General features: G+C 71.3%; 11 protein-coding genes. 6 read left to right on the plus strand and 5 right to left on the minus strand.

The features are described 5' to 3' along the window. Nucleotides 1-189: 189 nt before the first annotated feature. Entirely contained in the window at nucleotides 190-3,333 is a 3,144-nt protein-coding gene (gene ileS / locus ACFZCP_RS11725) for an isoleucine--tRNA ligase (RefSeq protein WP_391426343.1), read from the minus strand. A 606-nt stretch (nucleotides 3,334-3,939) separates the two neighbouring features. Here ileS and ACFZCP_RS11730 point away from each other — a divergent pair. From ACFZCP_RS11730 to ACFZCP_RS11750, 5 genes are all read left to right on the plus strand, one after another. Beyond that, the gene (locus ACFZCP_RS11730) at nucleotides 3,940-5,100 is read left to right on the plus strand and encodes a TraR/DksA C4-type zinc finger protein (RefSeq protein ID WP_391426345.1); all 1,161 of its coding nucleotides are present in this window, start codon (nucleotides 3,940-3,942) and stop codon (nucleotides 5,098-5,100) included. 67 nt (nucleotides 5,101-5,167) lie between these two features. Continuing rightward, entirely contained in the window at nucleotides 5,168-5,803 is a 636-nt protein-coding gene (gene lspA, locus ACFZCP_RS11735) for a signal peptidase II (RefSeq protein WP_391426347.1), read from the plus strand. Nucleotides 5,804-6,045: 242 nt separating this feature from the next. Next, complete coding sequence (locus ACFZCP_RS11740; RefSeq protein WP_391426349.1) at nucleotides 6,046-6,990, plus strand: RluA family pseudouridine synthase; 945 nt, start codon at nucleotides 6,046-6,048, stop codon at nucleotides 6,988-6,990. Continuing rightward, entirely contained in the window at nucleotides 6,987-7,454 is a 468-nt protein-coding gene (locus ACFZCP_RS11745; RefSeq protein ID WP_362679938.1) for a GNAT family N-acetyltransferase, read from the plus strand. The genes ACFZCP_RS11740 and ACFZCP_RS11745 overlap by 4 nt, the downstream gene beginning before the upstream one ends. 85 nt (nucleotides 7,455-7,539) lie before the next feature. Beyond that, a complete protein-coding gene (locus ACFZCP_RS11750) occupies nucleotides 7,540-9,126 on the plus strand; it encodes a Na+/H+ antiporter (RefSeq protein ID WP_362679941.1) in 1,587 nt (528 codons plus the stop codon). Nucleotides 9,127-9,220: 94 nt separating this feature from the next. Here ACFZCP_RS11750 and ACFZCP_RS11755 read toward each other — a convergent pair whose 3' ends face one another. Then, nucleotides 9,221-10,303, minus strand: a complete 1,083-nt coding sequence (locus ACFZCP_RS11755) for a mechanosensitive ion channel domain-containing protein (protein WP_391426350.1) — start codon at nucleotides 10,301-10,303, stop codon at nucleotides 9,221-9,223. A gap of 102 nt (nucleotides 10,304-10,405) precedes the next feature. Here ACFZCP_RS11755 and ACFZCP_RS11760 point away from each other — a divergent pair, with 102 nt between their 5' ends. Then, a complete protein-coding gene (locus ACFZCP_RS11760; RefSeq protein ID WP_391426352.1) occupies nucleotides 10,406-10,975 on the plus strand; it encodes a dienelactone hydrolase family protein in 570 nt (189 codons plus the stop codon). A 35-nt stretch (nucleotides 10,976-11,010) separates the two neighbouring features. On the opposite strand, the gene ACFZCP_RS11765 is transcribed toward ACFZCP_RS11760, so the two are convergent. The 3 genes from ACFZCP_RS11765 to ACFZCP_RS11775 form a co-directional block, all read right to left on the minus strand. After that, complete coding sequence (locus tag ACFZCP_RS11765; RefSeq protein WP_391426354.1) at nucleotides 11,011-12,681, minus strand: alkaline phosphatase D family protein; 1,671 nt, start codon at nucleotides 12,679-12,681, stop codon at nucleotides 11,011-11,013. A gap of 105 nt (nucleotides 12,682-12,786) precedes the next feature. Beyond that, nucleotides 12,787-13,608 carry a thioredoxin domain-containing protein gene (locus ACFZCP_RS11770; protein ID WP_391426355.1) on the minus strand — a complete coding sequence of 274 codons (822 nt, stop codon included), beginning with the start codon at nucleotides 13,606-13,608 and terminating at the stop codon, nucleotides 12,787-12,789. Nucleotides 13,609-13,674: 66 nt separating this feature from the next. After that, nucleotides 13,675-14,358, minus strand: a complete 684-nt coding sequence (locus ACFZCP_RS11775; RefSeq protein WP_391426357.1) for a hypothetical protein — start codon at nucleotides 14,356-14,358, stop codon at nucleotides 13,675-13,677. Nucleotides 14,359-14,405: the final 47 nt, after the last annotated feature.

Raw genomic sequence — 14,405 nt, forward strand, 5'->3', positions numbered from 1 at the left:
CTGCCTCGGAAGCCGGTCCTGCCTCGGAAGCCGGTCCTGCCTCGGAAGCCGGTCCTGCCCCGGAGGGCGGGAAGGCCCCGGAGCCCGTAGAGGGCCCGGAATCGGGGAAGGCCCCGGGGCCCAGGGAAGGCCCGGAATCGGGGAAGGGCCCGGCCCCCCGAGGGGAGCCGGGCCCTTCCCGGGTTCCTGCTAGGCCTTGCGCAGCCGGAACGTCAGCGACAGGCCCTCGTCCGTGAAGGGCTCGCCGTACGTCCCGTCGGCCTCGCCCTGGCCGAAGTCGGTCGCCAGGACCTCCTCGGCGATCAGTGAGGCGTGCTCGGACAGGGCGGCGACGACCGCCGGGTCCGTGGAGGTCCAGCGCAGTGCGATCCGGTCGGCGACGTCCAGGCCGCTGTTCTTGCGGGCCTCCTGGATCAGCCGGATCGCGTCGCGGGCCAGGCCCGCCTGCCGCAGCTCCTCCGTGATCTCCAGGTCCAGGGCGACCGTGGCACCGGAGTCCGAGGCCACCGACCAGCCCTCGCGCGGGGTCTCGGTGATGATCACCTCGTCCGGGGCGAGGGCGACCGTCTCTCCGTCGACCTCCACGGACGCCGTGCCCTCACGCAGGGCGAGGGACAGCGCGGCCGCGTCGGCGTTCGCGACGGCCTTGGCCACGTCCTGGACCCGCTTGCCGAACCGCTTGCCCAGGGCGCGGAAGTTGGCCTTGGCCGTCGTGTCCACCAGTGAGCCGCCCACCTCGGAGAGGGACGCCAGGGAGGAGACGTTCAGCTCCTCGGTGATCTGCGCGTGCAGCTCGGTGTCGAGGGAGTCGAAACCGGTGGCGGCGATCAGCGCGCGGGACAGCGGCTGACGCGTCTTGACGCCCGACTCGGCGCGCGTGGCGCGGCCCAGCTCCACCAGCCGGCGGACCAGGACCATCTGCTTCGACAGCTCCGGGTCGATGGCACCGAGGTCCGTCTCGGGCCACGAGGCCAGGTGGACCGAGTCCGGGGCGCCCGGGGTCACCGGCACGACCAGGTCCTGCCACACCCGCTCCGTGATGAACGGGGTGATCGGGGCCATCAGCTTCGTGACCGTCTCCAGCACCTCGTGCAGCGTGCGCAGCGCGGCCTTGTCGCCCTGCCAGAAGCGGCGGCGCGAGCGGCGGACGTACCAGTTCGACAGGTCGTCGACGAACGCGGACAGCAGCTTGCCGGCGCGCTGGGTGTCGTAGGCCTCCAGCGCCTGCGTCACCTGGTCGGTGAGCGCGTGCAGCTCGGACAGCAGCCAGCGGTCCAGCAGCGGGCGGTCGGCCGGGGCCGGGTCGGCCGCGGACGGGGCCCAGCTCGACGTGCGGGCGTACAGGGCCTGGAAGGCGACCGTGTTCCAGTACGTGAGGAGCGTCTTGCGGACGACCTCCTGGATGGTGCCGTGGCCGACGCGCCGGGCCGCCCACGGGGAGCCGCCGGCCGCCATGAACCAGCGCACCGCGTCCGCGCCGTGCTGGTCCATGAGCGGGATCGGCTGCAGGATGTTGCCCAGGTGCTTGGACATCTTGCGGCCGTCCTCGGCGAGGATGTGGCCGAGGCACACGACGTTCTCGTACGACGACTTGTCGAAGACCAGGGTGCCGACCGCCATCAGGGTGTAGAACCACCCGCGGGTCTGGTCGATCGCCTCGGAGATGAACTGGGCCGGGTACCGGCTCTCGAACAGCTCCTTGTTCTTGTACGGGTAGCCCCACTGCGCGAACGGCATCGAGCCCGAGTCGTACCAGGCGTCGATGACCTCCGGCACGCGCGTGGCCGTCTTCCCGCAGCCGTCGTGACGGCAGGCGAAGGTGACCTCGTCGATGTAGGGGCGGTGCGGGTCCAGGCCCGACTGGTCGGTGCCGGTTAGCTCGGTCAGCTCCGCGCGGGAGCCGACGCAGGTGAGGTGGTCGTCCTCACAGCGCCAGATCGGCAGCGGGGTGCCCCAGTAGCGGTTGCGGGACAGCGCCCAGTCGATGTTGTTGTTCAGCCAGTCGCCGAAGCGGCCGTGCTTGACGGTGTCCGGGAACCAGTTGGTCTTCTCGTTCTCCTGGATCAGGCGGTCCTTGATCGCCGTGGTGCGGATGTACCAGGAGGGCTGCGCGTAGTAGAGCAGCGCGGTGTGGCAGCGCCAGCAGTGCGGGTAGCTGTGCTCGTACGGGATGTGCCTGAAGAGCAGACCGCGCTGCTGGAGGTCCTCGGTGAGCTTTTCGTCCGCCTTCTTGAAGAAGACGCCGCCCACCATCGGGACGTCCTCCTCGAAGGTGCCGTCGGGGCGGACCGGGTTGACCACGGGCAGGCCGTACGCGCGGCAGACCCTGAGGTCGTCCTCACCGAAGGCGGGGGACTGGTGGACCAGACCCGTGCCGTCCTCGGTGGTGACGTACTCGGCGTTCACCACGTAGTGGGCGGGCTCCGGGAACTCCACGAGCTCGAACGGACGTTGATACGTCCAGCGCTCCATCTCGGCGCCGGTGAAGGTCTGGCCGGTGGTCTCCCAGCCCTCGCCCAGCGCCTTGGCGACGAGCGGCTCGGCGACGACGAGCTTCTCCTCGCCGTCGGTGGCGACGACGTAGGTGACCTCCGGGTGCGCGGCGACCGCCGTGTTGGACACCAGGGTCCAGGGGGTGGTCGTCCACACCAGGAGCGCGGCCTGGCCGGCCAGCGGACCGGAGGTGAGCGGGAAACGGACGTACACGGACGGGTCCACGACCGTCTCGTAGCCCTGCGCCAGCTCGTGGTCGGACAGGCCGGTGCCGCAGCGCGGGCACCAGGGGGCGACACGGTGGTCCTGGACCAGCAGGTCCTTGGTGAAGATCTCCTTCAGCGACCACCAGACCGACTCCACGTACTCGGGGTCCATGGTCCGGTAGGCGTCGTCCAGGTCGACCCAGTAGCCCATGCGGGTCGTCAGCTCGGCGAAGGCGTCGGTGTGCCGGGTCACGGACTCGCGGCACTTGGCGTTGAACTCGGCGATGCCGTACGCCTCGATGTCCTGCTTGCCGGAGAAGCCCAGCTCCTTCTCGACCGCCAGCTCCACCGGCAGACCGTGGCAGTCCCAGCCGGCCTTGCGGGCCACGTGGTAGCCGCGCATGGTGCGGAAGCGGGGGAAGACGTCCTTGAAGACGCGCGCCTCGATGTGGTGGGCGCCGGGCATGCCGTTCGCGGTGGGCGGGCCCTCGTAGAACACCCACTCCGGGCGGCCCTCGGACTGCTCCAGGCTCTTGGCGAAGATCTTCTGGTCGCGCCAGAAGTCGAGCACCGCGTGCTCAAGCGCGGGCAGGTCGACCTGGGCGGGCACCTGGCGGTACGTCGGCGCTGTCATCTGCGAGCATCCTCCAACGGACTTTCTGCCTTCCGTCGGAGGGACGAGAGCCTTCGATCCTGTCTACGCCGTGTGCGGCGCGCTCCCGCGGTACCACCCTCCTTGGCCCTCCGCCGCGCCGTACGCGCCGGTGAGCCCCCTCATTGGGGTCGCGAAGCCGGCTCTACTCGCCGTGAGAGGTGCTCCACGGCTTTCTTCCGGCGGCTCCGGGGTGATCTTCACGTCGCGCTCGCCCCCGGGCTCACACCGTCCCCGGGTCGCTCTGGGCTGCGTACGCCGCTACTCGTCCCCATCCACGCTTTTCGCTCCGCCCAGTGTACGGCTCCGCACGGACACCGGCCGACCGCATTTCTCCGGTGCGCGGCCGGGCCGCGAGGACGGGGCCGGGTGACCCGAATGGCGAGGGGGGGCAGGTGTTCACATCCTCGGGCGTCCGGCTCGGCGGATTACCCGGCGGGGAGCTGGGCACAACGCATGCAGGTCTCGTGCGCGGGGGCGCGGGGCGGGCGAATCGGGCGGCGTGCCCCGTTGCCGCGGGACTCAAGTCGATTTATCGTCCCAGCACGATTCGCGTGCAAGATCACAATATGTGAAGGGGTCGCGGCCATGGTGGCGAAGAAGACCGCCGTACAGCAGCCGGCGACCGGTCGCACCGGGGACGCGGCCGCCTCCGCCCGTACGGCTTCCTCCGGTGGTGAGGCCAGGAGAGCCGGCGGCAAGAAGAACTCGCACGCTGCCGTGAAGAAGGTGACGGCCATGAAGAAGGTGGTCGCGGGGGAGGAGGGCGGACACCGGAGGGGAGCCGGGGCGGAGGCCGTCGGGAAGAAGACCGCAGCCGGGAAGGCCGTCACGGACCAGGCACCGGCCGAGAAGGCGCCGCCCGCGAAGACACCTGCCAGGAAGGCGGCAGCGGCCAAGGCCGCGACCAAGAAGGCGGAGACCAAGAAGGCGGAGACCGAGAAGGCGGAGACCAAGAAGGCACAGGTCAGGAAGGCGGAGGCCGAGGAAGCGGAGGCCAAGAGGGCACAGGCCGGGGCAGAGGAGGCGGCAGCCGAGAAGGCGCAGGCCGAGGAGTCGGCCGGCAAGCAGGCGACAGCCAGGAGGGCTGCGGGCAGGAAGGCGGCGGGCAGGAAGGCGGCCGCGGGGAAGACGGCCGCGAAGGCGGCGGAGGGCGGGAGGAGAGCGGGCGCGAGGAAGACGGCCGCCGGGGACGTCACCACGGGGGCGGCCGACAAGAGCACGGCCAAGAAGGCGGGCGCGGCGCGGGCCGCGAAGCAGACGGGAGCCACGACGGTGGTTGCGAAGAAAACTCCTGGCACGGCCACGGCGGAGACCGCCGTTCCCAAGGCGCGGATCGCCGCGGTGAAGCCCGGCGAGCTGGCGGTGCGCCCCGGTGAGGACCCCTGGACCCCAAAGGAGGTCGCGGAGGCCCGCGCGGAGCTGACGGCCGAGGCGCTGCGGCTGAGGACCGAGATCAGCTCCTCCGAGGAGTCCCTGGTGGGCCTCATGCGGGACTCCGGGGACGGCGCCGGCGACGACCAGGCCGACACCGGGACCAAGAACATCACGCGCGAGCACGAGATGGCGCTGGCGGCCAACGCGCGCGAGATGCTGATCCAGACCGAGCGCGCCCTGGAACGCCTCGACGCGGGCACCTACGGCCTGTGCGAGAACTGCGGCAATCCCATCGGCAAGGCCCGCATGCAGGCGTTCCCGAGGGCCACCCTGTGCGTGGAGTGCAAGCAGAAGCAGGAACGTCGCTCCTGAGCACGGGGGTCCGCCCGGGCGTGCCGTAGTCTCGTCCTCGGTCAGGCATCTAGGTTGAGGGACTCACGTGGCAGAGGCGGAGCGCACCATCGGTACGCCGGACACCCCGGACGACAACGGCGAGCAGACGGCGGCGGCCGGAGCGTCCGCCCGGCCCGGCGCGTCCGACGAGTCCGGCACCGTCGCGCAGGAGGCGTCGGCCCGGCGGCGGACCGGGCGCGGCCGCCGGATCGCCGTGCTGTTCGCGGTGGCCGCGTTCGCCTACGCCCTCGACCTGATCAGCAAGATGCTCGTCGTCGCCAAGCTGGAGCACCACGAGCCGATCCAGGTGGTCGGGGACCTGCTGGAGCTGCACGCGATCCGCAACCCGGGCGCGGCCTTCGGCTTCGGCGCGGCCTTCACGATCATCTTCACGCTGATCGCGGCCGCCGTGATCGTGGTGATCATCCGCCTCGCCCGCAAGCTCTACAGCTTTCCCTGGGCGGTCGCGCTCGGCCTGCTGCTCGGCGGCGCGCTCGGCAACCTCACCGACCGGATTTTCCGGGCGCCCGGGATCTTCGAGGGCGAGGTCGTGGACTTCATCGCCCCCAAGGGCTTCGCGGTCTTCAACCTGGCCGACTCCGCGATCGTGTGCGGCGGCATCCTGATCGTGCTGCTGTCCTTCCGCGGCCTGGACCCGGACGGCACCGTCCACAAGGACTGACACCGCGCGGTACGAGGACCGGGACCCCGGTCACGAGGACCGGTACGGCGGCACGAGGACCAGCACGGCCGTACGGGAGACCGAGGCCGCGGTGCGGCGGGCCGGGGCCGTGGCACGGCGGATCGGGGTCGTGAAACGGCGGACCGGGACCGTGAAACGGCGGACCGGGACCGTGGTAAGGAGCACCCGGGGCCACGGGCCTCTCGTACGAGGCTGTCGGACCTGTCCGGCATACTCGACGGGTGAGTACGATTCCCGAGGTCCGCACCCTGCCCGTACCCGACGGCCTGGAGGGCGAGCGCGTCGACGCCGCCATCTCCCGCATGTTCGGCTTCTCCCGTACGAAGGCGGCCGAGCTGGCAGCGGCAGGCAAGGTGCAGGTCGACGGCACGGTGGTCGGCAAGTCCGAGCGGGTGCGCGGCGGAGCCTGGCTGGAGGTCGAGATGCCGGGGGCGGCCGCGCCCGTGCAGATCGTCGCGGAGCCGGTCGAGGGCATGGAGATCGTGCACGACGACGATGACGTGGTCGTCATCGTCAAGCCGGTGGGCGTGGCGGCGCACCCCTCGCCGGGCTGGTCGGGGCCGACCGTCATCGGCGGTCTCGCCGCGGCCGGGTACCGCATCTCCACTTCCGGCGCCGCCGAGCGCCAGGGCATCGTGCACCGCCTCGACGTCGGCACCTCGGGCCTGATGGTGGTCGCGAAGTCCGAGTACGCCTACACGTCGCTCAAGCGCCAGTTCAAGGAGCGCACGGTCGACAAGCGCTACCACGCCCTCGTCCAGGGCCACCCGGACCCGACGAGCGGCACGATCGACGCCCCGATCGGCCGGCACCCGAACCACGACTACAAGTGGGCGGTCACGGCCGAGGGCAAGCCCTCCGTGACCCACTACGACCTCATCGAGGCGTTCCGTGCGGCCTCGCTGCTGGATGTGAAGCTGGAGACCGGCCGCACTCACCAGATCCGCGTCCACATGTCCGCCCACCGCCACCCCTGCGTCGGCGATCTGACCTACGGCGCCGACCCGACCCTCGCCAAGCGGCTGGGGCTGACCCGGCAGTGGCTGCACGCCGTTCGGCTCGGCTTCGAGCACCCCGGGGACGGGCAGTGGGTGGAGTTCGCCTGCGACTACCCGGAGGACCTGCAGAAGGCCCTCGACCAGGTGCGCGAGGAGACGTACGCGTGAGCGTGCCGTACACCGTACGGACCGCCGCGGACCCCGCCGACCGCGAGGCCTGCTTCGCGGTGCGCAAGGAGGTCTTCGTCGTCGAGCAGGGCGTCCCGCAGGAGATCGAGTACGACGCGTACGACGCCGTCGCCGTGCATGTGCTGGCGGTCCGCGAGGACGGTCTGCCGCTCGGCACCGGACGGCTGCTGCACGGCGAGGCGGCCGCGACCAAGACCGGCGCGGACGCCTCCGTGGGCTCCCTGGGGCGGCTCGCCGTGGCCCGTCCGGCGCGCGGGCTGGGCGTCGGCGTGGCCCTCGTGCGAGCCATCGAGGACGCGGCACGCGCGCGTGGCCTGACGGCGGTGGACCTGCACGCGCAGACCCGGGCCATGGGCTTCTACGAACGGCTCGGGTACGAGGCGTACGGCCCGGAGTTCCCGGACGCCGGGATACCGCACCGGGCGATGCGGCGCGCACTGTAGCCGAGGGGCGCCGACCGGCCGGGCGGCGGGGGCCGTGGCAGGCTGGAGGCCTGCCGTGTGATCGTCGACCCCCGGAGCGCCGCCCGTGGATCAGTTGGCCCTGCTGTTCGTGCTGCTGCTCGGGGCCCTGGTGAGCGTCCCGGTGGGGGACAGGTTCGGGCTGCCGGCGCCGGTACTGATGACACTGTTCGGCGGAGTCCTGGCCGTGGCCGACTTCGTGCCCAACGTGGACATCCCGCCCGAGCTGATCCTGCCCGCGCTGCTGCCGCCGCTGCTCTACGCCGCGGTCCGGCGGACGTCCTGGCGCCAGTTCGCGGCGAACAAGCGGCCCATCTTCCTGCTGGCCGTCGCCCTGGTGTTCGTGACGACGCTGTGCGTGGCCGCCGTCGCCCACGCGATCGTGCCCGGGCTGCCGGTCGCGGCGGCCGTGGCGCTGGGCGCGCTGCTCGCCCCGCCGGACCCGGTCGCCGCGACCGCCGTCGCCGGGCAGCTCGGACTGCCGCGCCGCCTGGTGTCGATCCTGGAGGGCGAGGGGCTCTTCAACGACGTCACGGCCATCGTGCTGTACCACGTCGCGATCGCCGCGGCCGTCAGCGGGGAGTTCTCGGCCTGGAAGGCCGGTCTGGACCTGGTCCTGTCCGCCGTGGTCGCGGTCGTGGTCGGGCTGGTGCTCGGCTGGGGCACGAACAAGCTGATGGACCTGCTCGGCGACGCGACGCTGCAGATCGGGCTGACCCTGCTGGTGCCGTACGCCTCCTACGTGCTCGCCGAGGAGCTGCACGGGTCCGGGGTGCTCGCCGTGCTCACCACGGCCCTGTTCATCGCCGAGTACGCCGTCGACGCCGACGCCGTGATGACCCGGCTGGCCGGGTACGCCTTCTGGGACATCATCGACACGCTCGTCACCGGCGTCGCCTTCGGGCTGATCGGCCTCGAACTGCACAACGCGATCCGGACGGCGGCCGGGCGCTGGGGCGAACTGCTCGGCTGGGCGGCGGCCGTCGTCGGGGTCGTGGTGGTCGTCCGGCTGCTGTGGCTGATGCCGGCGACCTGGCTGACCAAGCGGCTGCACGCCCGGCGGGACTACGACGAGGACATCCCGGTGAGCTGGCGGGAGACCGTGGTGATGTGGTGGTCCGGGATGCGCGGGGTGGCCTCCGTGGCGCTGGCGCTCGCGATCCCGCTGAAGACCGACGACGGATCCCCCTTTCCCGACCGGGACGAGCTGGTGTTCATCGCCTTCGGGGTGATCGTCGCCACCCTGGTGCTGCAGGGGCTGACCCTGCCCTGGCTGGTGAAGCGGCTCGGGGTGCAGGCCGACTCCGAACGGGAGAAGGAGTTCGAGAAGGACCTGGCCGTACGGGCTGCCAAGGCGGCCAAGCGCAGGCTGCGGGAGATCGAGCAGGTGGAGGAGCTGCCGGAGGAGCTGTCCGAGCAGATGCTGCGGCGGGCCTTCGACATCGGGATCCGGATCAGCCCGGACATGGGGGAGGAGGAGCGGCGCGAGGCGCAGCACCAGCGGGCCAAGCGGCTGAAGAGGGTGCGGCGGATCCAGGGGGAGATGCTCAGCGCGGCGCGGCACGAGGTACTGGCGGCGCGCAGTGAGCCGGGGGCCGATCCGGAGATCGTGGACCGGGTGCTCAGGCATCTGGATGCGCGCAGCCTGCTCTGAGCTGCTCCTTCCCGCTCGCGCGCGGCCCCTTTCCGGGTCGGCCGCAGGCGGCTCCTGCGGCCTTTGCGTAGCGGTCGCTGTCCGGTGGCGGGCGTCAGCGGTGGTGCCGGACCCGGCCGTCGACGGGGTGCGCGCTGTGGTTCGGGACCGGCGCCGCGTCCGAGGTGTTGACCCGGGGAAGCGCGTGGGGATGGTGCGCGGACAGCCAGGTGATCATCTGCTCACGGACCGTGACCCGCACGGTCCAGATGTCGTCGGCGTCCTTCGCGGTCACCAGGGCCCGCACCTGAACGGTGCTCGGGGTCGTGTCCGTGACCTGCAGGCCGTAGGCGCGTCCGTCCCAGGCCGGGCACTCGCGCAGGATGTCGCGCAGCTTCTCGCGCATCGCTTCGACGGGCACGCTGTGATCGAGGTGCCAGTAGACGGTCCCCGTCATCTGCGGGGTGGCCCGTGACCAGTTCTCGAACGGCTTGGAGGTGAAGTACGACACCGGCATGGTGATCCTGCGCTCGTCCCAGGTCCGCACGGTCAGGAAGGTCAGGGTGATCTCCTCGACGGAGCCCCACTCCCCGTCCACGACGACCGTGTCACCGATGCGCACCATGTCACCGAAGGCGATCTGCAGCCCCGCGAACAGGTTCGACAGGGTCGACTGGGCGGCGACACCGGCGACGATGCCGAGGATGCCGGCGGAGGCCAGGAGCGAGGCGCCCGCCGCGCGCATCGCCGGGAACGTCAGCAGCATCGAGGCGATCGCCATCACGATGACGATCGCCGAGACCACCCGCATGATCAGCTCCACCTGTGTGCGGACCCGGCGCACCCGGGCCGCGTCCCGGTGGGCGCGTGCGTAGCGGCTGTAGGAGGTCTCGACGATCGCCCCGGCGATCCGGATCACCAGCCAGGCGGCGGACCCGATGAGCACCAGTGTCAGGGCCCGGCCCACCCCGGCCTGATGCCGGTCCAGCAGCTTCGCCTGCGCGTAGGAGCCTCTGAGCAGGGCGGTGCACAGGACGAGCTGGTAGGGGATCCGGCCGCGCCGCAGCAGGCCCCACAGGGGCGACTCGGGGTTTCGTTCGTCGGCCTTGTGCAGCAGGCGGTCGGTGGCCCAGCCGATGGCCAGGGTGAGCAGCACCGAACCCCCGACCACGCTCAACGGGCGGAATACGTTCTCCATGCCTGAGCGTCTAACCGGGCTCGGGGGGTCATGAACCTCTGGGTTCCGGGCCGGCCGGTCCCGCGGTACGGCGTTGTCGCACCCGGCTGGCACCATGGCCTCATGAACATCATGCTCTTTCACTCGACCTACGGGCTGCGGCCCGCGGTCCGCGAGGCCGCGGACCGGCTGCGCGCGGCGGGCCACGAGGTGTGGACGCCGGACCTCTTCGAGGGGCGCACCTTCGACACGGTCGAGGAGGGCATGGCGTACAACGAGGGGATCGGCAAGGACGAGTTGCTGAAGCGGGCCGTGCTGGCGGCGGCGCCGTACTCGGAGCGGGGGCTCGTGTACGCGGGCTTCTCCCTCGGCGCCTCCATCGCGCAGACGCTGGCCCTCGGCGACGAGAAGGCGCGCGGCCTGCTCCTCCTGCACGGCACCTCGGACATCGCGCCGGACGTGCAGGCCGACGAGCTGCCGGTGCAGCTGCACGTGGCCGAGCCGGACCCGTTCGAGACGGACGACTGGCTGACGGCCTGGTACCTCCAGATGGGCCGGGCCGGCGCGGACGTCGAGGTCTACCGGTACGCGGGTGCCGGCCACCTCTACACCGACCCCGGACTGCCGGACTACGACCGGGAGGCCGCCGAGGCCACCTGGCGGGTGGCGCTCGGCTTCCTCGACGGCCTGTAGCGGGTGGCTGCACCGCGACAGCCTGTAGCGGGTGGCTACACCGGGTCGTAGGTGCGCTCGACCTTCTGCGTGCCGCTGCGGGTGCGGTACGAACGCTCCCAGCTGGAGCCGGCGTTCGGGTCCGTGCGGTCGGACAGGACGTAGTAGTCCATCTGTGCGCGGTCGGCGGTGATGTCCAGGACGCCGTAGCCGTGGCGGTCGGTGTCCACCCAGTGGACGTGCCGGTTGGCCGCCCGGATGACCGGCGAGGCGACGGCGGAGACGGTGCCCTCGGGGACCTTCACGATGTCGTCGAGGTTGTCGGAGGTCACCGACGTCACCACGAACTCGGCGGCCGCCGAGGCCGACAACGGATAGGTGCCCGCGTCCACCGGGACGTCGTTGGCCCACGCCATGTGGATGTCACCGGTCAGGAAGACGGTGTTGCCGATGGCGTTGGAGCGCAGGTGGTCCAGCAGCTCGCGGCGGTCGTCGGTGTAGCCGTCCCACTGGTCGGTGTTGAGGCCGATGCCGTCCTGGGGCAGCCCCATCAGCTTGGCGAGCGGCTTGAACAGGTCGGCCGTCAGGGAGCCGATGACGAACGGCGAGATCATCACCGAGTTGCCGACCAGACGCCACTTGGTGTCGGACGCCTTCAGCCCGGCCTTCAGCCAGTCGAGCTGGGCGCGGCCGGTGATCGTCCGGTTCGGGTCGTCCACGGAACCGCTGGCCGTGGAGGCCTGCTGGGAGCGGAACGAGCGCAGGTCCAGCAGGGACAGATCGGCGAGCTTGCCGAAGCGCAGCCGGCGGTAGGTGGTGCCGGCTATCGCGGGGCGGACCGGCATCCACTCGAAGTAGGCCTGCTTGGCGGCGGCCTGACGGGCCGTCCAGGTGCCCTCGGCGCCCTCGGTGTGGTTGACGGCGCCGCCCGACCAGGAGTTGTCGGCGAACTCGTGGTCGTCCCAGATCGCGATGACCGGCGCCTTCAGGTGCAGCGACTGCAGGTCGGGGTCGGTCTTGGTCTTCCCGTGCCGGATCCGGTAGTCGGCGAGGGTGATGATCTCGTTCGCCGGGGCGTGCGGGCGGACGACCTTGCCCCGGGTCCCGTACTCGCCGGACTTGTACTCGTAGATGTAGTCGCCGAGGTGCAGCCAGGCGTCCAGGTCGGTGCGGGCCGCGAGGTGGCGGTAGGCGGAGAAGTAGCCGGCCTCCCAGTTGGCGCAGGAGACCACGCCGAAGCGCAGGCCGGACACGGCAGCGTCCGCCGCGGGCGCGGTGCGGGTGCGCGCCACCGGGGAGTCGGTGCCGCCGGCCGAGAAGCGGAACCAGTAGTCGGTGGCCGGCTCCAGACCGCGGATGTCGGCCTTCACGGTGTGGTCCGAGGCGGCCGTCGCGGTGGTGGAGCCCTTGGCGACGATGCTGGTGAGCGCCTTGTCCCTGGCGACGACCCAGCTCACCTGGGTGTCGGGGCCGAGACCGGAACCCGGCGTGGCCTCGGCCGTGGGGGTCACCCGGGTCCACAGCAGGACACCGTCGGGCAGCGGGTCGCCGGAGGCGACACCGTGCAGGAAGGCGGGGGCGTCCGTGGCGGCGCGGGCGGGAAGCGCGGCGGCAAGCGGGCCGGCCAGGACAGCAGTCGCCGCCGCGGCCTTGACGACCGTACGGCGGCGGGGCGAGAGGGAGCTGGGGCCCTCGGAGGCCGAAAATGATCTGTATCGACTGGTCACGGCCGATCAGGTTACTGATCGGTTCTACCGATTGGTATGCGTAAGAGCGGGCGAACTTCGAAAGTTCGCCCGCTCTTCACGCGGTGATCAGTTACTGACGGGGGGTCAGCCCTTGAGGGCCTCGTCCACGACCCTGGTGAAGTCGGCCGGCGACATGGGCGGGTTGCCCTGGCTGCCGACGGTGAGCTTCTTGCCGTCCATGACGAAGCTCGGGGTGCCCCTCACGCCCTGCTTGGCGGCGGCGTCGAAGGTCTTCGACATGGCCATCGCCCAGGCGTCGTAGGTGCCCTTCTTGACCGCGTCCTGGAACTTGGTGTTGTTCTTCAGCGCGGGGACCGTGTCGGCGACCTTGATGAGGTAGGAGTCGTCCTTGAACGAGTCGGTGTTCTCGTCGGGGTGGAACTTCGCCGAGTAGAGCGCGCTCTTGTACTCCAGGAACGCCTCGGGGCTGATGTTGAGCGCGGCGCCCAGGGCGCTCAGCGCGTTCTTGGAGCCCACGCCGTTGTCGTGGTTGTCGATGAACGTGGCACCGATGAACTGGATCTTGAACTTGCCGTCGTCGATGTCCTTCTTCACGGTCGCGCCCACGCTCTGCTCGAACTCGGAGCAGACCGGGCAGCGCGGGTCCTCGTAGACCTTGAGGGTCTTCTTGGCCGTGTCCTTGCCGATGACCACGGTGGTCCCCTTGTCGCCCGTGGCGTTGGCCGGGGCGACGACCTTGGCGTCCTTCAGGCCCTCCCAGTAGCTGGGCTTGTTCATCTGGACGACGGCGTAGCCGATGCCGCCCGCCGCGGCCAGCACGGCCACCACGGATGCGGCCACGATGACCTGCCGCCTGGCCTTGTCGCGCTTGGCCTGCCGCTCGCGCTCCGCGCGCAGCCGCTCCCGGGCCGCCGTCTTCGAGGACTGGCTGTTTCGCTTGCTCATATTGGTGATCTCCATGTGGGACGCGCACACGTCGTACGCGGGATACGTGTGGGGGACTGGTTGTGCTCAGGCGAATGCCGGTGAGCACGGCGGTCCCCGCCGTCCCAGGGAGTGCACGAGGAGCAGATCGCGGGCGGCGGCCGGCCGAGGGGCCGGACGCGGCAGCCGGGGCGCCTGTGCCGGCCCTACGGTGCCGGCGGCCACCGCCAGTAGCAGCGGCCGGAAGCCGGTGGCGGCGACCGCGCGCAGCAGCTGGGTCAGGGCCCGCTCGCCCCGGCGCAGCCAGGCGGCGGCCAGCAGGCCCACCGCGACGTGCGCGGCGAGCAGCAGCCAGGCCGCGGCCGGGCCGGCGTCTGCGAACCGTGCGTAGGAGCTGTCGTGGGCGCCGGTCACCTGGGCCAGCGGAGCGCCCACGGCACCGCCCCGGCACAGCACGTCGAACCCGAACGCGCGCAGGGGACCCGCGACCGGGCCGCCCGCCATGCCGTAACAGGCGTGCTGGCCCGTGGTGAACACCGTGTCCGCGGCCAGCTCCAGCGGGATCAGCAGGGCCGCGATCCGCCCGAAGCCGCGCTCGCGGCCCGCCAGCGCGTAGGCACCGGCGAAGACACCGGTGGTGACCGTGGCCACGGTCACCACCGGCAGCGGGGCCCGGGACAGCAGCACGTGCGACGCGGTGCTGAGCGTCACGACGACGGCCGTGAACAGCGCCGCGCGCACGGCTCTGAGCTGGGTCCCGGATATGTCCATAGCGAGAGAAGAGTCTGACACGTAGGTGAGTAAGGGACCTCTAAAGG

This window comes from Streptomyces sp. NPDC007971 (assembly GCF_042958635.1).
Lineage (GTDB): Bacteria > Actinomycetota > Actinomycetes > Streptomycetales > Streptomycetaceae > Streptomyces.